This window comes from Saccharomonospora glauca K62, from assembly GCF_000243395.2.
GTDB classification, from domain to species: Bacteria; Actinomycetota; Actinomycetes; order Mycobacteriales; family Pseudonocardiaceae; genus Saccharomonospora; species Saccharomonospora glauca.
In genome coordinates this window covers 3,286,289-3,305,881 of record NZ_CM001484.1, presented here as the reverse complement: position 1 = coordinate 3,305,881, position 19,593 = coordinate 3,286,289, and the positions used below count along the sequence as shown (strand labels likewise).

The 19,593-nt window shown below is 70.7% G+C and carries 19 protein-coding genes; 7 read left to right on the top strand and 12 right to left on the bottom strand.

The window, feature by feature from the left end:
- Nucleotides 1-127: 127 nt before the first annotated feature.
- A complete protein-coding gene (gene pknB, locus SACGLDRAFT_RS15390; protein WP_005465759.1) occupies nt 128-2,107 on the bottom strand; it encodes a Stk1 family PASTA domain-containing Ser/Thr kinase in 1,980 nt (659 codons plus the stop codon).
- A gap of 111 nt (nt 2,108-2,218) precedes the next feature.
- On the opposite strand from pknB, the gene SACGLDRAFT_RS15385 reads away from it, so the two are divergent.
- Nucleotides 2,219-2,587, top strand: coding sequence for an Rv2175c family DNA-binding protein (locus tag SACGLDRAFT_RS15385; protein ID WP_005465757.1), 369 nt, complete (start codon nt 2,219-2,221; stop codon nt 2,585-2,587).
- Here the strand turns inward: SACGLDRAFT_RS15385 and SACGLDRAFT_RS23020 are convergent.
- Nucleotides 2,556-3,092 (bottom strand): hypothetical protein, encoded by a 537-nt coding sequence (locus tag SACGLDRAFT_RS23020; protein ID WP_040919147.1) that lies wholly within the window; start codon nt 3,090-3,092, stop codon nt 2,556-2,558. The two genes, SACGLDRAFT_RS15385 and SACGLDRAFT_RS23020, sit on opposite strands and share 32 nt — an antisense overlap.
- On the opposite strand from SACGLDRAFT_RS23020, the gene SACGLDRAFT_RS22025 reads away from it, so the two are divergent.
- Nucleotides 3,068-3,325, top strand: a complete 258-nt coding sequence (locus tag SACGLDRAFT_RS22025) for a CGNR zinc finger domain-containing protein (protein WP_332306638.1) — start codon at nt 3,068-3,070, stop codon at nt 3,323-3,325. The genes SACGLDRAFT_RS23020 and SACGLDRAFT_RS22025 overlap by 25 nt on opposite strands.
- 10 nt (nt 3,326-3,335) lie before the next feature.
- Here the strand turns inward: SACGLDRAFT_RS22025 and SACGLDRAFT_RS15375 are convergent, their stop codons facing one another.
- From SACGLDRAFT_RS15375 to SACGLDRAFT_RS15355, 5 genes are all read right to left on the bottom strand, one after another.
- Complete coding sequence (locus SACGLDRAFT_RS15375) at nt 3,336-4,253, bottom strand: alpha/beta hydrolase family protein (RefSeq protein ID WP_005465756.1); 918 nt, start codon at nt 4,251-4,253, stop codon at nt 3,336-3,338.
- 147 nt (nt 4,254-4,400) lie between these two features.
- Nucleotides 4,401-7,175, bottom strand: a complete 2,775-nt coding sequence (locus SACGLDRAFT_RS15370; RefSeq protein WP_005465755.1) for a helix-turn-helix transcriptional regulator — start codon at nt 7,173-7,175, stop codon at nt 4,401-4,403.
- Between the two features lie 58 nt (nt 7,176-7,233).
- The gene (locus SACGLDRAFT_RS15365; protein ID WP_005465754.1) at nt 7,234-8,022 is read right to left on the bottom strand and encodes an LLM class F420-dependent oxidoreductase; all 789 of its coding nucleotides are present in this window, start codon (nt 8,020-8,022) and stop codon (nt 7,234-7,236) included.
- Nucleotides 8,023-8,033: 11 nt separating this feature from the next.
- Nucleotides 8,034-9,542: a phytoene desaturase family protein gene (gene crtI / locus SACGLDRAFT_RS15360; RefSeq protein WP_005465753.1), complete on the bottom strand. Its 1,509-nt coding sequence runs from the start codon at nt 9,540-9,542 to the stop codon at nt 8,034-8,036.
- A 46-nt stretch (nt 9,543-9,588) separates the two neighbouring features.
- On the bottom strand, nt 9,589-10,674 hold the full coding sequence (locus SACGLDRAFT_RS15355; protein WP_005465752.1) for a polyprenyl synthetase family protein: 1,086 nt from the start codon (nt 10,672-10,674) through the stop codon (nt 9,589-9,591).
- A 67-nt stretch (nt 10,675-10,741) separates the two neighbouring features.
- Here SACGLDRAFT_RS15355 and SACGLDRAFT_RS15350 point away from each other — a divergent pair, with 67 nt between their 5' ends.
- Nucleotides 10,742-12,403: a DUF885 domain-containing protein gene (locus tag SACGLDRAFT_RS15350; RefSeq protein WP_005465751.1), complete on the top strand. Its 1,662-nt coding sequence runs from the start codon at nt 10,742-10,744 to the stop codon at nt 12,401-12,403.
- A gap of 23 nt (nt 12,404-12,426) precedes the next feature.
- On the opposite strand, the gene SACGLDRAFT_RS15345 is transcribed toward SACGLDRAFT_RS15350, so the two are convergent.
- Complete coding sequence (locus SACGLDRAFT_RS15345) at nt 12,427-13,791, bottom strand: sodium/hydrogen exchanger (RefSeq protein ID WP_005465749.1); 1,365 nt, start codon at nt 13,789-13,791, stop codon at nt 12,427-12,429.
- A gap of 257 nt (nt 13,792-14,048) precedes the next feature.
- On the opposite strand from SACGLDRAFT_RS15345, the gene SACGLDRAFT_RS15340 reads away from it, so the two are divergent.
- Nucleotides 14,049-14,972 (top strand): DMT family transporter, encoded by a 924-nt coding sequence (locus SACGLDRAFT_RS15340; protein WP_005465747.1) that lies wholly within the window; start codon nt 14,049-14,051, stop codon nt 14,970-14,972.
- A 59-nt stretch (nt 14,973-15,031) separates the two neighbouring features.
- Nucleotides 15,032-15,496 (top strand): DUF3237 domain-containing protein, encoded by a 465-nt coding sequence (locus SACGLDRAFT_RS15335; protein WP_005465745.1) that lies wholly within the window; start codon nt 15,032-15,034, stop codon nt 15,494-15,496.
- Nucleotides 15,497-15,502: 6 nt separating this feature from the next.
- On the opposite strand, the gene SACGLDRAFT_RS15330 is transcribed toward SACGLDRAFT_RS15335, so the two are convergent.
- Together SACGLDRAFT_RS15330 and SACGLDRAFT_RS15325 are read right to left on the bottom strand one after the other, a co-directional pair.
- Entirely contained in the window at nt 15,503-16,069 is a 567-nt protein-coding gene (locus tag SACGLDRAFT_RS15330; RefSeq protein ID WP_005465744.1) for a GNAT family N-acetyltransferase, read from the bottom strand.
- A complete protein-coding gene (locus SACGLDRAFT_RS15325; RefSeq protein WP_040919146.1) occupies nt 16,066-16,632 on the bottom strand; it encodes a YbaK/EbsC family protein in 567 nt (188 codons plus the stop codon). Before SACGLDRAFT_RS15325 ends, SACGLDRAFT_RS15330 begins: the two co-directional genes overlap by 4 nt.
- A gap of 363 nt (nt 16,633-16,995) precedes the next feature.
- On the opposite strand from SACGLDRAFT_RS15325, the gene SACGLDRAFT_RS15320 reads away from it, so the two are divergent.
- Nucleotides 16,996-17,463 carry an SAV_6107 family HEPN domain-containing protein gene (locus SACGLDRAFT_RS15320; protein ID WP_157608825.1) on the top strand — a complete coding sequence of 156 codons (468 nt, stop codon included), beginning with the start codon at nt 16,996-16,998 and terminating at the stop codon, nt 17,461-17,463.
- Nucleotides 17,460-18,224: a maleylpyruvate isomerase family mycothiol-dependent enzyme gene (locus SACGLDRAFT_RS15315; RefSeq protein WP_005465741.1), complete on the top strand. Its 765-nt coding sequence runs from the start codon at nt 17,460-17,462 to the stop codon at nt 18,222-18,224. The genes SACGLDRAFT_RS15320 and SACGLDRAFT_RS15315 overlap by 4 nt, the downstream gene beginning before the upstream one ends.
- Nucleotides 18,225-18,236: 12 nt before the next feature.
- On the opposite strand, the gene SACGLDRAFT_RS15310 is transcribed toward SACGLDRAFT_RS15315, so the two are convergent.
- Both SACGLDRAFT_RS15310 and def read right to left on the bottom strand, forming a co-directional pair.
- On the bottom strand, nt 18,237-18,932 hold the full coding sequence (locus SACGLDRAFT_RS15310; RefSeq protein ID WP_005465739.1) for a hypothetical protein: 696 nt from the start codon (nt 18,930-18,932) through the stop codon (nt 18,237-18,239).
- A gap of 126 nt (nt 18,933-19,058) precedes the next feature.
- The gene (def, locus tag SACGLDRAFT_RS15305) at nt 19,059-19,559 is read right to left on the bottom strand and encodes a peptide deformylase (RefSeq protein WP_005465738.1); all 501 of its coding nucleotides are present in this window, start codon (nt 19,557-19,559) and stop codon (nt 19,059-19,061) included.
- Between the last annotated feature and the right edge of the window lie 34 nt (nt 19,560-19,593).

Here is a 19,593-nt window from a genome sequence, read left to right as displayed (position 1 = left end):
CTCTCGGAAGTGGGTGACGTGGTCTGTCGCCGTCGTCGGCCGGAAGGTGCGGAAGATAGGCCGCACCACGTCCATCTTCGGTCACGTCACCGCACCCGTCGAGCCACACGGGCCGCAGACCGCGCTATCAGGGGAGCACCGTCAGGTTGATTGTCGTGCCCGGTTCGACGAGTTCGCCGCTGCGAGGACTCTGTTCGATCACGAAGCTGATCGGTCCGCGCACCTCGGCGCCCGAGACCTCCAGGCCCGCGTCTCGCAGGATCTCCACGGCCTTCTCGGTACGCCGACCGATGACGGAGGGCACCTCCACCGCGTTGGACACGAAGACTCCGACCCGGTTGCCCTGCTCGACCGTGCTGCCCCTGGCGGGTTCGGTGCGCACGACGTGTCCCGCGGGCACGTCGGCGGAGAACTCCTTGCCCGCCTCGTAGGGTTCGAAGCCCGCGTCGCGCAGTGCCTGGAACGCCTCCTCCACCGACTGCCCCGTGACGTCGGGCACCGGTGTGGGAGGCGGTCCCTTCGAACGCACGATCGTCACCGTGTCCCCGACATTGGCCTGGCTGCCGGGTTGCGGTTTGAGGGTGATCACGGCTCCCTCGGGGACCTCGTTGCTGTATTCGTCGGTCTCGGGGGAGACGTGGGGTTTCAGTTGGACGGCCTCGATGGCGCGTTCGGCCTCCTCCACCGACGCGCCCGCCCGAACGTCGGGTACCACGGGTTTGCCCAGGGAGACGAAGACGGTCACCTCGTCGCCCTGCAACACGCTGGCACCGCTTTCCGGATCGCTGCGGATCACCGTGCCGGCCGGCGTGGTGTTGTGGCGTTCCTCCGCGAACACGGGGGTCAGTTCCGCCTGCCGTAGTGCCGCCTCGGCTTCCTCACGGCTCATTCCCGCGACCGAGGGGACGTCGACGTAGCGGCCGTTGGAGAACCACCACACCCCGGCGCCGACCCCACCGAGCACGAGCAGCACCACGAGCGCGATCACCGCAAGCGGCGTGCGGCGTCGGGCCGGGGAGGCCGGGCCGGCTTCCTCGGTGGTCGGCCGCTCGATCTGTTCCGCGACGTGTCGTGGCAGTGCCTGCGTACCTCGTGGCAGTGCCCGGGTGCCGCGCGGGCCGGCCTCGGAGGGAACGGAGGGCAGGGCCGGGACGGTGAGTTCGGAATCGGTCTCGGGCGGTACCGGCTCGGGGGCGCGAGGAGGTGCCACGGTCGGAACCGGCGTCGGCTGCAGACCGAGCCGCGCACGAACGTCCTTGAGCTCGGCGAGGAAGGTACCCGCGTCGGTGGGGCGGGTGGTCTCCTCCCGGCGGGTGGCCCGCACCACGAGTTCGTCGAGCGCGGGAGGAAGGTCGGGGACCACCGTGCTCGGGGCCGGGACGTCGTCGTTGACGTGCCGGTAGGCCACCGACAACGCCGTGTCGCCGCGATAGGGGACCTCGCCGGTGAGCATCTCGTACAGCAGGATGCCGGTCGAGTACACGTCGGAACGGGCACTCGACGCCCCCGTGGCCACCTGCTCGGGCGAGAGGTAGGCGACGGTGCCCAGGATGAGGCTCGAGCTCGTGGTGCCCGTACTCGCCGCCGCGCGCACCAGCCCGAAGTCGGCGACCTTCACCACGCCCTCGCCGCCCGCGCCCGTGCCGATGAGCACGTTCTCCGGCTTGATGTCGCGGTGTACCAGGCCCGCCTCGTGGGCGGCGGCCAGCGCGGAGAGGACCTGTTCGGCGACCGTCAGGGCCAGGGGGACGTCGAGGCGGCCCCGCTCGGTCAGCAGGTCGCGCAGCGTGCCCCCGGCCACCAACTCCATCACCAGGAACGCGCGGGGGTTGTCGGTGCCGGCTGAGGTGTCGAACCCTTGGTCGTGGACGGCGACGACGTTCGGATGGTGTAGTCGGGCCGCCGAGCGCGCCTCTCGTTCGAAGCGGTCGACGAACGACCGGTCGCCCGCCAGCCGCGGGTCCATGACCTTGATGGCGACCGGACGGTCGAGCCGCGTGTCGACCCCGCGGTACACCGACGACATCCCGCCTCGGGCGATGAGGTCCCCGACGCGGTACCGCCGGTCGAGGAGGGCGCCTGCGAGGCTGGTTTCCGTGCGTGTCACAGCGGTCGATCCTACGGTTGGCGGAACAACGGGTGCCGACGAGCGCGGCCGTCGGGGACGGGCGGGAAAAGGCCCGCTCTCGGAGGCTCCGATTATGGCAAGGTAGGAAGCGTGAGTGCGATTCCAGTCGCTGACGATGTGCTTGGCCCCGATGTCTCCGTGTTGACGGTCGCCGAGGTGGCGGCCAGGATCGGTCAGTCAGAGAACAAGGTTCGGCAGATGCTGCGGGACGGTCACCTCATCGCCGTTCGCAGGGACGGCGAGCTCGTGATCCCCGCCGACTTCGTCGGACCCCAAGGTGTGATCAAGGGACTGCCGGGCACGATCACCGTGCTGTCGGACGCCGGGTTCTCCCGCACCGAGATGCTGCGGTGGCTGTACTCGGAGGACGAGTCCCTTCCCGGAGTGACGCCCATCAACGCGCTGCGGACCAGCCACGGCACCGAGGTCAAGCGGCGCGCGCAGGCGATGGCGTTCTGAGACTTCTCCGGAGCTTGCCGGTCCTGCCGGTCGTGAGGTAGGCGAGCGCGGCCAGCGCCCGGATGCCCGCCGCCGCGACCAGGCACCCGGACAGCGACCACGTGGCGAGTGGTCCGGCCGCCGCCGTGCCCAGCGCGAACCCGGTGATCTTGAGGCTGGCTCCCGTGGTGAACACCTGGGCCCGCAGGTGTTCGGGAGCCTCCCGGTTGCGCACCGTGAACAGTCCCGTCAGTTGGGGCCCCTCACCGAGTCCGGCGACGGCGGCGGCCACCAGGACGAGCAGCGCCCGCGTCCTGCTCGTGCACGGTGAGCGAGAACCACTCGGCTGGAGGAGGGCGTCCGCCGGATGCGGGAGGGGGCCGAGCGGCTGCGGGAGGTCTTCGCCGCCGGCACGGTCGAGGAAGCGGCCCATGGGCTCAACGACCTTCTCGAGCGCTACGCGCACCCGCCCCGGCTGACCACCCACGGCGGGCGGTACCCGTGGCACCTGCACGTCGACGCCCACGACGACGCGCCGTGGGCCGACTGGTTCGTGGCGTCCTCCTGCCTGGCGCTGGCCACGCTCCTGGCCGACCGCCAGCGTCCCCCCCCCCCGGAGGGTTGTGCGCCTCGCCGTCCTGTGGTCGTCCGTTCGTGCATGTCGGCGGTGGTAGTCCACGCCGGTACTGCACGCCGCGGTGCGCGACCCGCGAACGCGTGGCCGCGCACCGCACCCGGTCGGCGGACGCCGTCCGGTAGTCGTGCCGGATCAGTACGGGCAGGTCGACCGGTACTCCTCGATGGTGCGGTCGCTCGGGTTCGGGCACAGGAACTGGCTGTAGCGGGTGTCCTCGTCGACGAACCGCTTGAGCCACGAGATCACGTACTTCGCGATCGTGGTGTTCGGGATGTTCGGCGCGAAGTGCGTGGCGCCGTCGAGTTCCATGTAGGCCTTCTCCAGCGAGGACGGCAGGCTCGCGTAGAACAGTTTGGAGTGGGTGGCCACCGGGGCGATGGTGTCGTACTCGGCGCCGATGATGAAGGTCGGCACGCTGACGGTGGTCCACGTCTTGTCGAGGTTCCACGGGGTCAGCGGGATGGCGGCCTTCAGGGACGGCCTGCTCACCGCCGCCTCCAACGAGCCACCGCCACCCATCGAGTGGCCCATCACCGCGAGCCGGTTGGGGTCGAGTCGCTCACGGACCGCGCTGTCACTGCGCTCGACGAGGTAGTCCAGAGCGGCCAGGAGCTGGCGACCACGCTGCGCCGGCTGGTCGAGCCGGGTGTTGGTGTCGATGGTGAACACGATGAAGCCCTGTGAGGCGACCCGCTCGCCGTACCACGCCATGCTGCCCTGGTCGGCGGTGAAGCCGGGGGCGACGGCGACGGCTCCGAAGGTGCCCTCGCTGGTGTCGGTGGGATAGTAGATCGTGCCGCCACCGAAACCGCTGGCGAAGGACGACACCCGCTCCGTGGCCACCTGGAAGGGCCCGCGGATGGCCTCGATGCTGTCCTCCGTCGGGTCGGGGCCACGCTCGTAGGGGTTCTCCTGCGCGGTGGTGACCTCCGCGCCCGCCACGCCGGTACCCGCCAGACCACTCGCCAGGGCGAGAGCCGCGGTCAGTACGCCGATCGTCCGCGTCACTCGGCCTTTGGGGCGAGTGACCGACTTGCTCCGGATTCGCACTGCGTCGCTCCTTTGCGTCGAGAACAATCACGGCAGCCGTCGTTGGCCGCCGGCGTTCGCGCGATGACGAACCGTGATCATTCTGGAGGCGCGTCGGGCGCGGTGGCATCGGCGAAACCACCAGTTACTACCGGCGGGTAGGTGCGATTACCGGTACAGCGCGGCGAGTTCGACCCTGGATCGGACGTCGAGTTTCGCGAAGATGTTGCGCAGGTGGTGGTCCACGGTGCGATGGCTGATGAACAGCTGCGCGGCGATCTCCTTGTTCGTCGCGCCCTCGGCCACCAACCGGGCGATCCGTTCCTGCTGCGGGCTCAGCGTCTGTCCCCGTCTCGGCCCGCGCGGGGCCCGGTGGCCGCAGGCTCGCAGCTCGCCCGAGGCCCGCTGCACCCAGTGGGTCGCGCCGATCTCGTCGAACAGGTGGACGGCTTCCCGCAACACGTCCCTGGCCTCTCCCGGCCGTCGGCAACGACGCAACCAGGAGGCGTACAGCAGTTCCGTGACCGCGAGGTCGTACGGCGCGTCGGCCTCGCGGTGCAGCCGGATGGCCTCGGTGAAGTGCGCTCTCGCCTCCCCGGCGTCCTCGGCCAGCAGCGCGTGACATCGGTGGGCCAACGCGACGCGGGCGGGGCCTCCCGTGGTGTCGGCCCAGTGCTCGAACGTCGTGAGGGCTCGCCTGGCGATGTCGCGTTCACCGCACCGCACCGCGGCCTCGACGAAGTGCGGTACCGCCATGACCTTCAGCGGGACGCAGTGTCGGGAGCGTCCCACCGACATGCGACGGAACCGGTCGAAGGCCTCGGCGGGGCGGTCGTGCGCGAGATCGACGCAGGCCGCCGCCCAGGTGGCGAGCGCGCTCGGTCTGCCGAGGCCGCGTTCGGCGAGCTCAGAGTTCGCGGCGTCGAGTCGGGCCCGTGCCGTGTCCCGGTCGCCCTGCAAGGCGGCCAGCATGGCGAGCACCGTGACGTGGTCGACCGCCGAATTCGACTGACCCAGCGCCCGCGCCACCGAAAGCCCCTCCAGTGCCGTGGTGGTCGCCGCGGCCAGTTGTCCCGACAGCAGGGCCGACATCGCCGCGTACACCAGGGCCCACGGCACGTTGGACTCGTCGCCACGGGCGCGGGAACAGATGACGGCCTGCAGCGCCAGGTCGCGGGACCGTTCGGCGTCGCCGAGCGTGAACGCCGCCTGGCTCGCCAGCGTCTTCGCGGTGGGGTCGGGAATCGACTCCCCCAGCCGGACGAGCCGCCGCAACGGCGCGGCCGCGTCGCTGTGCCGCCCGCGGAAGGTGGCCGACATCGCGGTGAAATGTTCACGGATGACCAGGGTCATCGGCCACTCGCGGGGCTCGCACAGCGCCGCGGCGTCCCGCGCGGTGAGGCAGTAGCGCGCGTTGTCGCCCGCGACGAAACTCGCCTCCCCGGCGAGCAGCAGCGTGGTGGCCGCCAAGTCCCGGTGAGTGGGTGCCAGGCGGCGCGCCGTGGTGATGAGTTCGGCCGCCGCCACCGACGGGTCGCCCCGGCGCAGCTCGATCTCCCCGGCGAGTCTGCTGATCCGGATGTCGAGGTCGCCGGTGGCCAGTGGGGCGGCGAGCCGCAGTGCCGTCCGCGCGCGTTGCGGTCGGCCGGACGCCCAGTGGTCCGTGGCCGCCGCCACGAGTCGATGAGCGCGCTGGGTGGCGTCGGGTGACAGCTCCGCCGCCCGCTCGCTCGCGGCGGCGGCCGTGCCGTGCGCGGCCTCGGTGCGGGCGCGCTGGGCGAGTCGGTCGAGTTGTTCGACGATCTCGGGCGCGGGGGCGGTGGCGGTCGCGGCCCGGTGCCACACCGCCCGATCGGGTTCCCCCAGCTCCTCGGCGGCCTCCGCGAGTCGGTGGTGCGCGGCCTCGATCTCCCGCGGTGGGAGCACGGCGAGCACGGCCGAGGGCACGACGTCCGCCGCCAGGCGGATCGTGTCGGGACCGGCCACCAGCCCGGACCGTACGGCCTCGGACAGCGCGGTCTCGCCGATTCGGGCGGCCGCCCGGCGAGCGAGGGGGCCGTCGAGTTCCTCGGCCACGCAGGCCAGTGCCACCACGGACCGCGCGGGTACGGACAGGGCGAACACACTCCGCGCCACGGCACGGCACAGCGTGCCCCGTGGGGGAGGCGACGACGGGGGAGCGGCGCGGCCGCAGAGGTGGTCGACGGACAGGCTCTCGGCGAGTTCGACGAGGGCCAGTGGGTTGCCGTGTCCAATGTCGACCATCGTGTCCGCGAGATCGCGGGGCAGGGAGGCGCCGAGCCGGTCGCGCAGCAGGTCGTGGGCGGCTTCGTCGGACAACCCGTCGAGATGGAGGCGGGGCAGTCCCGCCCACACCGTCGAGTCGTGGTCGGGGTCCGACGCGGCGGTGTGGTCGATGGTGAACACGAACGCCAGTCGGGTGTGGCGGACGCGGCGGGCGGCGAAGGTCAGGACCGCCAGGGAGTCCTCGTCGAGCAGATGCGCCGAGTCGACGCAGCACAGTGTGGGCCGTTCGCGGGCGGCGACGTCGAGCAGCGCCGACACCGCGGCCGGAACGGCCAGTGGTTCGTCGTGGTCCGCCTCGGCGGGAAGGCCCCACACCGGGCGCAGGGCATGGGCACGATCGTCCGCGAGCCGCCCGATCAGGCCGTCGAGGGGACGCAGGAGCTGTTCGGCACCCGCGAAGCGGACCTCGCTCTCCGGCACGCTTCCCTCGGCTCGGAGCACGCGGAAATCGTCGGCTCGGCGGACGAGTTCGTCGAGGAGGGTCGTCTTCCCCGTTCCCGGTGCTCCGACGATGACCACTCCGCCGCCGTCCCCTCGGCCGGCAGCCGTGAGCAGTCCGGTCAACGCGGCGAGTTCCCGGTCACGCCCGCGCACCGGTCGCGCGTGCGCGGGCGTGCAGTCCCACACAGCGAGCATTTCGTCAGTGTCTCGCCTTGGTTACCGCGCGGGAAGATCTTCGTCAGAAAATCACCGATCAGCCGTTACGGCGGTCCCGCCACGCGAGCCATTCCCGAAGCGGTCCGAGGTCGTAGTCGGGTCCGCTCACGCCCACCGTGAACAGCGTGATGCCGAGTTCCGCGAGCTGGTCGCCGGTCTCGGCCGGGGAGCCGGACACCCCCACGGACCGCTCGATCTCCGCCGGGTCGCGTCCGACGTCGGCGCAGTGCCGGTCGAGGATCTCGATCTTGCGGGCGGCCACGTCGACGTCGCCGAAACCGTGCCAGATGTCGGCGTGCCGGGCCACCAACCGCAGTGTCTTCTTCTCCCCACCACCACCGATCAGCACCGGGATCTTGCGGGTGGGCGGCGGGTTCAGCTTGGTGAGCCGCTTCTCGATACGCGGCAGGGCGTCCGCGAGGTCGGCGAGTCGGCTGCCCGCCGTGCCGAACTCGTAGCCGTACTCGTCGTAGTCCTTCTGGAACCAACCGGCGCCGATGCCGAGGATGAGTCGGCCCCCGCTGATGTGGTCCACGGTGCGGGCCATGTCGGCGAGCAGCTCCGGGTTCCGGTAGCTGTTGCACGTGACGAGTGCGCCGATCTCCACGCGGGAGGTGGCCTCCGCCCACGCTCCCAGCATGGTCCAGCACTCGAAGTGCTTGCCCTCCGGGTCACCGCTCAGCGGGTAGAAGTGGTCCCAGTTGAAGAGCACGTCCACGCCGAGTTCCTCGGCCTCCGCGGCGGTGCGGCGGATGGCGTCGTAGTCGGCGTGCTGGGGCTGAAGCTGCAACCCGATACGGATGGGCCGGTCTTGCCGAGTCGTCATACTTTCGAACCCTAACGTCGAACGGAGTCGGGGGACGTGAGTCGCTCGGCGGCGAGTCGCCCCGAGACGAGCACCGGTGGTATACCCACGCCCGGTGTCGTTCCACAGCCCGCGAGGACGACGTTGGCGGCCCCGCGTACGCGGTTGGCCGGACGGAACGGGCCGGTCTGGGTGAGCGTGTGCGCCAACGAGAACGGCGTCCCCGCCCCGAGCCCCTCACTGGCCCAGGTGTGGGGGGTGGCGACGTGTTCCACGACGAGGCTCTCCGCGATGCCGTGGAGTCCTCGTTTGTCGAGCGTGTGGAGCAGCTCGTCCCGGTAGGCGTCGGTGATCCTCGGCCAGTCCACTCGCGAGGTGTGCAGGTTGGGAGCGGGGGCGAGCACCGTGATCACGTCCTCGCCGGGCGGAGCCAGGGTGGGGTCGGTGGCGGTGGGACGGGTGACGAGCAGGGAGGGATCGCTCATCAGCCTGCCCTCGCGGACGATCTCGGAGAACGTGTCGTGCCACGCCTCGCCGAAGAACAGCGTGTGGTGGCCCAGTTCGAGGCCCGCACGCTCGGTGTGTCCGTAGAGGACCACCGCCGATGGCGAGTACCGCAGCCGGACCGGTCTGCGAGGCGTACGGCCCAGCAGCGCGTACGCGGTGCCGAGTTCGGTCGCGAGCACCACGGCCTCGCAGCGAATTCGCTCCCCGGTACCGGTGTGGACCGCACGGACAGTGCCGTCGGCCGCCCTTTCGAGGGACTCCACCGACGTGCCCAACCGCACGGTCGCGCCCGCCGCGCGGGCGGCCGCCGTCATCGCCCTCGCCACCTGGCCCATGCCGCCCTTCGGGTAGTGGACGCCCGCGACCGTGTCCATGTAGGCGATCACGCCGTAGGCGGCCAGCGCTCGCATGGGGTCCAGTCCCGCGTAGAGCGACTGGAACGTGAACAGCCGCCGGAGGCGTTCGTCGCTCACGAACCGCGCGACCTTGGCCCCGAGCCTGCCGAAACCACCCAGTGCGATCAGCCGCGCGAGTTCCGGTGTGGCGAGATCCAGCACGGAGTCGAAGTTCGCCCCGATGAACCGGTCACGCTGGGTGGTGTACAACTCCGTCAGCCAGCGTCGGAGCCTGCGGTAGCCGGTGGCGTCCGCCGGGCCCGCGACGGCACGGATCTCCTCCTCCATCGCCTCCGGATCGGTGTGCACCACGAAAGTGCTGCCGTCGGCGAAGCGCGCGTGGTAGGCCGGGTCCAGCCGGACCAGGGTCAGCCATTCGTCGGTCCTCGTCCCGACGGCGGCGAACGCCTCGTCGAGCAACTCGGGCATCGTGAACACGCTCGCGCCCGTGTCGATGCGATAGCCGTCGAACACCCGGTCGGCCACCCGGCCACCCGGCTCCGGTGCCCGTTCGAGCACCGTGACCCCGCGCCCAGCGCCCAGCAGGTGCAGCGTGGCGGACAGCCCCGCCAGCCCCGCGCCCACCACCACGACGTCGGCGGTCGTCTCGTTGTCGGTCGTCGCGGCCTCGGTCTCCACCCCGCGCTCCCTTTCGGTCGGGACGCGCCGGCGGGCCGACGACGCGTCAGAACGTCCTTCGGGTCGCCCTGTCCGCGAGTTCTGTGAGCCGCTGCGCGGCCGGTTCGGCGAGCGCCGCCCGCTTCAGTGAGGCCAGCGCGTTGCCGGTCATCTCCTCGATCCGGCGTTCGACCTCGGCCACCGCCCCGACGTCAACGAGTGCCTGCCGCACGTCGTCCACCTCGGCGTCGGTCAGCCGGGAATCGCCCACCGCGTCGGCGATCACCTTGCGCTCGCCGTCACGACCCTGTTGCTCGGCGTAGGACAGGCCGAGCGCCAGCAGCAGGGTCCGCTTGCCCTCGCGCAGGTCGTCCCCCGCGGGTTTACCCGTTACGGACGGATCTCCGAACACGCCGAGCAGGTCGTCCCTCAACTGGAAGGCGACGCCGAGATCGCCACCGAACTCCATCAGCGCGTCGATGAGGGGCTGCTCCGCGCCGGCCAGCGCCGCGCCCAGGTGCAGGGGACGTTGGACGGTGTAGGCCGCGGTCTTGAGCCGGTCGACGCGCAACGCCGCCTCCGCGGACGAGTCTCCGGTGGCCTGCGTGTGGACGTCGAGGTACTGCCCGGCGAGCACCTCCGTGCGCATGGCACGCCACGCCGGGCGGGCGGGAGCCAGCATCGAGGCGGGGAGGCCGCACTCGGAGAACATGTCGTCGGCCCACGCCAGAGCGAGGTCTCCGATGAGGACGGCGGCGGCTCGCCCGAACGACTCGGCCGAACCCAGCCATTGTTCCCGTGCGTGGCGCGTCGCGAACGCCACGTGCACCGTGGGAGAGCCGCGGCGGGAGTCGGAGGAGTCGATGACGTCGTCGTGGATGAGCGCGCAGGCCTGGATGAGCTCCAGGCTCGCCACGGCGCGCAGCACGCCCTCCGCCTCGGCGGAACCCGGATCGCCGCCCGCTCCGCGCCAACCCCACCAGGCGAACGTCGGTCGTAGCCTCTTGCCGCCTCCGAGCACGAAGTCGCTCAGGGTGTCCACCGCCGGCCCGAACGTCGGCTCGGTGCGGCGGATCGGTTCGCCCGCGCGGCGCAGAAAATCCCTTAGTACGCGGTCGATCTCGGACGGCAGGTCGGCGTCGAAGTGGTGCATGCTCTCATGGTCCCAGGCGGGAGGAAACCGGTGTCCGCCCGCGTCCGCCAACGGGTAGCGTGCTGGCATGAACGTCCACGAGATCTCCGACCAGTTCGTCGACGACTACGCCGCCGCTGACCCGGATCTGGCGGTGAGCCTCGGCGTCGGTGACCACGGTGACCAGGTCACCGACTACTCCCCCGAGGGGCACGCCGCGCGAGCAGCGATCCTGCGCAAGGCCCTCCACGACATGGAGGCCGCGGAGCCCACGAACGACGGCGAGCGGGTCGCGAAGGCCGTGTTCACCGAACGGGTCGGCAACGAACTGGCCCTTCACGAGGCCGGGCTCGACGTCGCGTCGCTCAACGTCATCGCGTCTCCGCCGCAGGACCTGCGCATGGTGTTCGACCTGATGCCCACGGAGACCACCGAGCACTGGGAGACCATCGCCGCGCGCATGGCGCGGGTGCCCGAGGCACTCGACGGGGTCCGCGCTTCCCTGCTCGCGGCCTCCGAGGCCGGGAGGGCGCCGGCGCTGCGTCAGGTGACCAAGGTGGCGGAGCAGGCCGACGTCTGGGCGGGCCTGTCCGGCGGCACGGGGTTCTTCGAGACGCTCGTGAGCAAGGCCGAGGGGGTGCCGGAGAGCCTGCAACGGGAACTCGGCAAGGCCGCGCGCGAGGCGCAGGAGGCGTACGCCGAGCTGGCCGGATTCCTGCGCGCGGAGCTGGCTCCCGAGGCGCCGACCAAGGACGCCGTCGGCGAGGAGGTCTACCGAGTGCACTCGCGGTACTTCCTCGGGGCCGACCTCGACCCGAGGGAGTCGTACGAGTGGGGCTGGGAGGAGTTCGCTCGCGTCGAGCGTGAGGCCGCCGAGGTCGCCGAGCGCATCAAGTCGGGTGCGACGCTGGCCGAGGCCGCCGCGACGCTGGACGCCGATCCGCGGTACCGCGTGCGTGGGCAGGCCGAGTTCGAGGCGTGGATGCAGCGGCTGTCCGACGACGCGCTGCGCGCGCTGCGCGACGTCCACTTCGAGATCCCGGATCCGATCATGAACCTGGAGTGCCGCATCGCGCCGCCCGGCGGTCCGGTGGGCGCCTACTACACGGGTCCGGACGAGGACTTCACCCGGCCCGGCCGCATGTGGTGGTCGGTGCCCGCCGACAGGGAGGAGTTCTCCACCTGGCGCGAGGTGACCACCGTCTACCACGAGGGTGTTCCGGGGCACCACCTGCAGATCGCGACGCAGGCCCACGAGCGTTCCCTCAACCGCTTCCAGCGCATGATCGCCATGACCTCCGGGCACGCCGAGGGCTGGGCGCTGTACGCGGAGCGCCTGATGCGGGACCTCGGATTCCTGTCCGACGACGGCAACCTGCTGGGCATGCTCGACGCGCATCTCTTCCGCGCGGCACGCGTCATCGTGGACACCGGTATGCACCTGGAGCTGGAGATCCCGAAGGGCACCGGCTTCCACGAGGGCGAGCGGTGGACGCCCGAGCTCGGGTTGGAGTTCATGCTCACCCGCACCATCACCGACGCCGACCACGTGCGCGACGAGATCGACCGCTACCTCGGCTGGCCGGGCCAGGCCACCGCCTACAAGCTGGGCGAGCGGCTGTGGTTGGAGGCGCGGGAGGAGGCCCGTCGCCGCGAGGGTGAGGCGTTCGACCTCAAGGCGTTCCACACCAGGGCGCTGCGCATGGGCGGCATGGGGCTCGACACGCTCAAGGAGCTGCTCTCCGCCTGACGTGGTGCGGAAGGCCGTCCGGCTCAGTCCCGCCTGAGTCGGACGGCCTCCTGCTCATCGGCACGTTGGAGGACGTCGAACGGCGTGGCCAGGCCGTCGCGCGTGACGCGCCGGGTGTCGGTGAACCGGTACCCCAGCAGCACCAGACCCAGGACGACGTAGACGCCGCTGAGCACGGCGATCACGACTCGGTCGAGTTCCTCCGGCAGCACGATGCTGGTGACGAACTGGATCAGGAACAACGTCAACAACGTGGCGGCCCACCGTGCCGTCATGGTCAGCGACACCAGGATCGCCACGGCGAAGAACGACTGCGCGGCGGTGATCAGCAACTCGAACCGCTGATGCAGGTCGATCGGCAGTCCGTCGAACGAGCCGCTGGAGATGGCGAACACGATCGGGATCGTGCCCACCAGCAGGGTCCATTGGTTCACCTTGCTGGAGATCAGCGTGCCGAGCGCCGAGCTGGCGTGCAGCTTCCACGCGAACAGGCACGCGACGATCAGTTCCGGCGACTCGCTCGCCAGTGGTGCCACCCACTGCACGAGCAGGAATTGGTCGATGCCCAGCTCGGAGCCCGTCTCCACGAGGTTGTGCGCGAAGTGCTCGGCCGTCGCGAGGATGACGATCGCCGCCAGACCGAACATAGCGCCGTACAACCAGCGGCGAGCCGCCTTGGGGCGGTTTCCGACCCACGCCGACGTGCCCGTGAGTTCGGGCTCCTCCACCGGTGCCTTCGCCAGCCGCCACGCGTAGGCCACGAACAGGGACACGAGCACCGCCGCGTCCACGAGCGTCAGCGAGTCTCGCAGCGGCAGATGCAGCGAGTACACCGTGGCCGCGCCGAGGAAGAAGATCTCCACCGACATACGGTGGGGGAGCTTGACCCAGCCCTTGTGCGCGGACGCGCTGTGGGCGCCGCCGTTGCGGCGTGCCCGCACCACCGCCAGCGTGGCCACGAGCACCACGAGCGGCCATCCGACACCGACGAGGATCCGGTTGGCCCCGGTCATGTTGGCGAGCGCCAGCGAACAGGGATTCGACCCGTCGGGGCCCGCCATGCAGTGCCCGTGCTCGGCGTTGATCGAGCCCGCGTTGACGGTGAAGACGAAGTCGACCGCGTACTCGGGCAGCACGGCGAGGAAGGCCAGCAACGCCAGCGCGAGCCCTCCGTTGATGTCGACCTGGGCCGCCTCCGCCGCCCACGACAGGATGAACGCGGCGCCGATGATCGCGATGCCGTACACGAGCGCGGCGAACGGCGCGGCGAGCTGGGGGTGCGGCAGCCCCAGGTAGTCGGCGCCTCCGATGTAGAGCCCCGGCAACGTCACCAGGGCCGCGATTGGCAGTGGCGGCGTGAGGCGATCACGGCGGTCCGGCACCCGCATTATGTTCCCGGCGTTCTTATGATCGAAACCACGCGTGATTCCACTGTCGTGGCGGGTGAGGGGCCGGATACGATTCCGCCGTGCGTCGCGAGTTCTCACCGCTGTCACCCCCACGCTCCTGACGCGGGGTGATCACCACGACCGGCCGTCCGTTCCGATAGGGGCTTTCCCCACCTTCCGGTGCCGGTCCGTCTCGTCGCGCCCCGCGTCGTTCGTCGGTGGCCTTTCGACCCTCTGACGTTGGAGCGCGTTTTCCCATGTCCACGATCAGTGCCGCGTCGTCGCGCGCGGCTTCCGTCAGTTTGATCATCGCCGGGGTTCTGTGGGGTACCGGTGGCCTCGCCGGAGCCGTCCTGTCGGAACGGGCCGGGCTGTCCGCCGTCGCCGTCGCCGTGTGCCGGTTGGCACTCGGCGGTGTCTTCGCCGTGCTTCTGCTGGGTGGTACGGGCGGGCTACGGTCCCTGTCCCGCACGGGTGTCGTGGTGCGACGCCTGCTCGTGGCCGGTGTCCTGCTGGCCCTCTACCAGGCGTGCTACTTCGCCGCGGTGGCGTTGACCTCGGTGAGTGTCGCCACGATGACCACGATCGGCAGCGTTCCGGTGTTCGTGGCCCTCGCGAGCAGCGTGCTGGAACGGCGAGTGCCCGATGTGGTGACCGTGACGTCCGTCGTGTTCGCCGTGTTGGGCCTCGTGCTGCTCACCTGGTCGCCCGGTGACGTGCCCGCAGGAGGGAAGCTCGGTCTCGGACTCGCGTGCGCGCTGGTCTCCGGGGCGGGCTTCGCGGCCCTGACCCTCGTCACGCGTGACCCCGTCGAGGGGCTGGACCCGCTGTCCACCACGGCGTTCGGTTGTCTGGTGGGGGCGGTGCTGCTGCTCCCGCTTCTCGCGTTGTCATCCGTGTCGTCGGGTGACCCGCTGTGGCCGCCGCGGATCGACGTGCTCGTCGTGGCGGTGTACCTGGGCGCGGTGCCCACGGCGTTGGCCTACGGCGCGTACTTCCGCGGGCTTGCGGCATCACGTCCGGTCGTGGCGGCGTTGTCCGCGCTGCTGGAGCCGCTCACGGCGGCGGTGCTGGCGGCGCTTTTCCTCGGCGACGACCTCGGGCTCGTCGGGTGGTGCGGGGCGGCGTTGCTGATCGGTGCCGTGGCCACCGGTTACGTGAGACCGCCCGTTGCTCGTTGATCTTTCCCGCGGTCGGTCGCTAGCCTCCGCCCCGTCGGAAAACGTCGGCGGAGGTGGCCGTGGAACTACCGGGGTTGGAGCTGGAACGGATCGCGAGAGTTCACGTGGAACTCGGCGACGTCCTCTCGGTGGGGCCCACGGCGGGAGGCGTACGACGCGTCGTGCCGATCGTCGGGGGACGCGTCGACGGCGACCGGCTGCACGGGGAGATCTTGCCCGGTGGGGCCGACTGGCAGCTCGTGCACGACGACGGCAGCACCACCATCGACACGCGCTACATCGCGCGGACCGATGACGGCGCGGTGGTGTACCTCGCCACCTCGGGGGTGCGGCACGGCCCGGACGCCGTGATCCGACGGGTGGCCGCGGGGGAGACGGTGGACCCTCGCGAGTACTACTTCCGCCTCGGCGTTCGGATCGAGTCGGGAGACGAACGGTACGCGTGGCTGTCTCGCACGGTGTTCGTGGCGACCGCGGCGCGGCTGGCCGATGCCGTGGTGTACGACCTGTACGCGCTGGCCTGAACCACCTCAGTCGAGAGGGAGGGTCCGTCCCAGCACGGCGAACGCGCGGGGGTCGCCCGCGAAACGGTAGTCGCGCAGCACGTCGACGAAACCGAGCCTGCGATACAGCCTCCACGCGCGGGTGGGGCCTTCCGGAGTGGACAGCAGCACGTGCCGTTGCTCGACGCCGTCCAGCAACGTGCGCAGCAGCGTCTCACCGATACCGCGTCCGTGGTGGTCGGGCCGAACGTGGATCTCGGTGAGTTCGAAGTAGTCGGACAACCAGGCCCGCGCGGTGGCTTCCCCTTCCCGAGCGACGACTCCGCGGTGCACCTGCTCGTACCACCACTGGCCGGGGTTGCCCCGATAACCGTAGGCCACCCCCACCAGGGTGTCGTCGGGGTCGAACGCCGCGACACTGCGCCAGCCCGCGCGAAGGGCGTGGGTGAGCCACATGGGCGCTCGTTGCTGTGCGGTGTTCGGCGGGTAGTTCATGGCTGCCACGTAGATCGACAAGGCCTCGGGCAGCAGAGCGCGGAACTCCTCGCCGGTGAGCCGGACGATGCGCTGGTGGCGGGGCGAGGTGGAGGTCATCGTGGTGCCGCCCTTTCGGTGTGGGAGTCGGTGGAATCGGCCGCGACCGTGGCGGGACGGCCCCCGGTGGCCGCGACGAGGCCGTCGAACGTGGTGGGGAAGACGGTGTGGGGGTGCCCCGCTGCCGCCCACACGGTGTCGTACGCGCGTAGTGCCTCGTCGACCAGTGTGGTGATGCGGGTGGGGTGGCCCACCGGTGCCACGCCTCCGATCGCGTGGCTCGTGTGCGTCCTCACGAAGTCGGGATCCGCTCGTTCGACACGCCGTGCCCCGGTGAGAGCGGCGAGCCTGTCGGTGTCGGCCCGGTGAGCTCCCGAGGTGAGGACGAGCAGGGGTGCCGTGCCGTCGGGCGTCGTCATGCGGAAGACCAGGCTGTTGGCGATGGCGCCCACGGGAACTCCCAGGGCCTCGGCGGCCTGTGCCGCCGTGCGGGCGGCGCGGGGGAGGAACCGGATGCCCGCGGCGCTGTCGGCCTGCCCCGCCTCGGCGAGCACGGCAGCGACCTTGGCGACGGCCGGGTGGTCACGGATGGGATCGGCGGATCGATCGGATGGCCGGCTCATAAGGCTATGAGATCACGGCTCGTCCCGAGGTGCGACGCCGCTCGCCGGGTTTCGGTCTTGAACGACGAGGGCGGGCGGGCTAATCTGTAGTTGTTCGAACACATGTTCGAGCGGTGGTTGGTTCGTCGATGGGTGCGGTTCGACGAGAAGTCCGGCGCGGTGGTGAGGGGAAGCACCCCGCGCCGGACCCGACCGGCGCCCGGAGGACGCGCCGGATGGGGAGGTGGAGCCATGTCGGTGGGATTCGTACCGCGGCACGGTGATGTTCGTGCGGTGCACCCGCGCGGCGGAGGTGTTCCGGCGCCTCCGACGAAACGGGCCGAGGGGAACGGGATACCGGCCCCGCGTACGGGGCGAGTCGCCGTGTTCGAGCCACGCCGTCCCGCCTCGCCCGAGGCCGTGGCCCTGCTCGCGCAGGCGCGACACGGTCTGGCCGACGCCGAACGGGAGACGACGCTCGTGGGCGGGTTCGTCGCCTCCTACCTGTCGGCGTTGCGGGCGGGAGCCGCGATCCTGGTGGCGAAGGGGCGTCCCCATCGTCAGGTGGCGAAGCCGCAGAGCACCTGGACGTTGCTGACCTCGGTCGCGCCCGAGGTGACCCAGTGGGCCGAGTACTTCGCGGCCCACTCGGCCGGTTATGCGGCGGCGCAGGCCGGTATCAGCCGGCACGTCGGGGCCGAGGCGGTCGACGAGTTGCGACACCGGGCGGAGGAGTTCCTCGCGCTGGCCCACCGGGTGGTCCACGGAAGCGACGGAGAGTCCGAAGCGCGGGCCTCGTGGTGTGGTGCGCGTACCCGGCCCCGGCCCCGGCCGCGGCGAGGTGAGCGATGACCGGAACCGCCGTGGTCGACCACGGTCGGCTGCTCGACGCCATCGGTTACGAAGCCGAACTGCTGGTGGAGACCTCCCGTGCGGGCGGACTCGGCGCGGTGGTGCCGACGTGTCCCGGATGGACACTGGGTGAGGTCGTTCGACACGTGGGGGACGTCCATCGGGCGGCGTCCCAGTGGCTGCTTCGCGGTGAGGCTCCGCGGAGGTGGCGACGTGAGCCCTACCCTGGGCAGACCGTGCAGAGTTACCTGCGTGAGGGCGCCGAGGCGTTGTGCGAGGTGATCGCCGCGCGAGAGCCGTCCGCTCCCGCGGCCACGTGGTGGGACGGTGATCCGACGATCGGGTTCTGGTGTCGCCGCATGGCCCACGAGACGACGGTGCACCGGGTCGACGCCGAACGAGCCGCGGGGGTGGAGAACTCCGAGATCCCCCATGACATCGCCCTCGACGGTATCGACGAGGCCCTGCTGCTGTGGTTCGGCCACCGGCTGCCGATGCTCGGCGTCACCGCGACGCGACCCGCCTCCGTGGCGGTCGCTGCGGGCGGCTGTCGGTGGATCGCGCGGATGACGCCCGAGTCCACCGTCGCGTGGCGGAGCACCGCGGGTGAGGTCGAGGGGGCGGATGCCGTGGTCTCGGGTGAACCGGCTCGGGTCTTCCTGTGGTTGTGGGGTCGGCAGGGGCCCGGTGCGGTCACCGTCACGGGAGACGACGACGCGGCCGGGCAGTTGTGGGCGCTGCTGCGGCTGGCCACGCGGTGACCGCCGGGCACCTCAGCACGTGACCGACACGGCCGCGCCCGCGGCGAACGACACGTGGACGTGGTCCATGTGGTTCGCCGTGGGGCTGCCGCGGTCCTCCATCAGCGACCAGCCCGCTCCGCTGTTGATGCGTTGTTGCCAGATCACGTAGGTGACGCCGAACGCGGCCTGATTGTCGAGGACGTAGTCGGCGAGTGCGTCGCCCACCTCGGGGCCGACCATGAAGTCGAGGGCCAGTCCCAGGGGGTGATCGCTGGCGTTGGCGCGGCTCGCGCGCCCGCCCACGGAGTCCACGGCGAACTGCGTGAGGATGTGGTGGCCGACCTGGGCCACGTGGGGCTCGGTGCCTTGCAGGTCCGTCGAGCAGGGCTCGGGTTCCGGGGTGACGGGCTCCGGTGGGGGCTCCTCGGTCGTGGTGGTCGGCTCAGTGGTCTCGGGTTCGGTGCTTTCGACCGACTCCGACGTCGTTGTCGTCGTGGTGCTCCGTGTGGTGGGCGTGGCGGAGACCGTGCTCGTCGAAGTCTCGACGGTGGTGGTCACGGGAGGTGGGGTCATGGCCAGGGCCGCGGGAGTGGCGTCGTTGTTTCGCAGCAGGCCACCGGTGGCGTAGACCGTCAACGCGAGTGTTCCCGCGGCGACGATGCCCAGCGCCGTGGGGCGGAGCCAGGACGGCGAGCGTCTCGGTGCGCGGTGTCGACCCGTCATCATCCCTCACTCCCGTGATCGCAGCGCCGGTCAGATTAAGAACCGACAACGGAAATGTCACGAGAGAGTGGGGATGGACACAGATCGATAACGATTCACGTGATCGTGTGTGTTGTTACCGTGACTGTCCTATCGGGACCAGAACCAATCCTTGTCGCGGGCCTCGCGGAGTGCTTGCTTGCGAAGTTCCGGGGTGATGCGGTCGATGTACAGGAATCCGTCGAGGTGATCGACCTCGTGCTGCAGGCACTGCGCCATGACTCCCTCGCCCGACACGACCACGGGCTCGTTGCGGAGGTCCACACCCTTGACCGTCGCCCGCACGGCACGCACCGTCGGGAACCCCAGCTCCGGCAGGGACAGGCAGCCCTCCATGATCTGGTGCTTCTCCTCGGAGAGTTCCACGATCTCCGGGTTCAGCACGTACCCCAGCTTGCCGTCCACGTTGTAGCTGAACGCGCGCAGGCCCACACCGATCTGCGGCGCGGCGAGCCCGGCTCGCCCCGGAGCCTGCACTGTGTCGAGCAGGTCGTTCACCAGCGCCCGCGTCGTGTCGTCGAACGTCGTCACCGGGTCCGAGGGTGACTTCAGCACCGGATCACCGAAGTAGCGGATGTCGCGCATAGCCATGAACGTTGTCCTTCCTGGAGATTCGCGCAGCTGA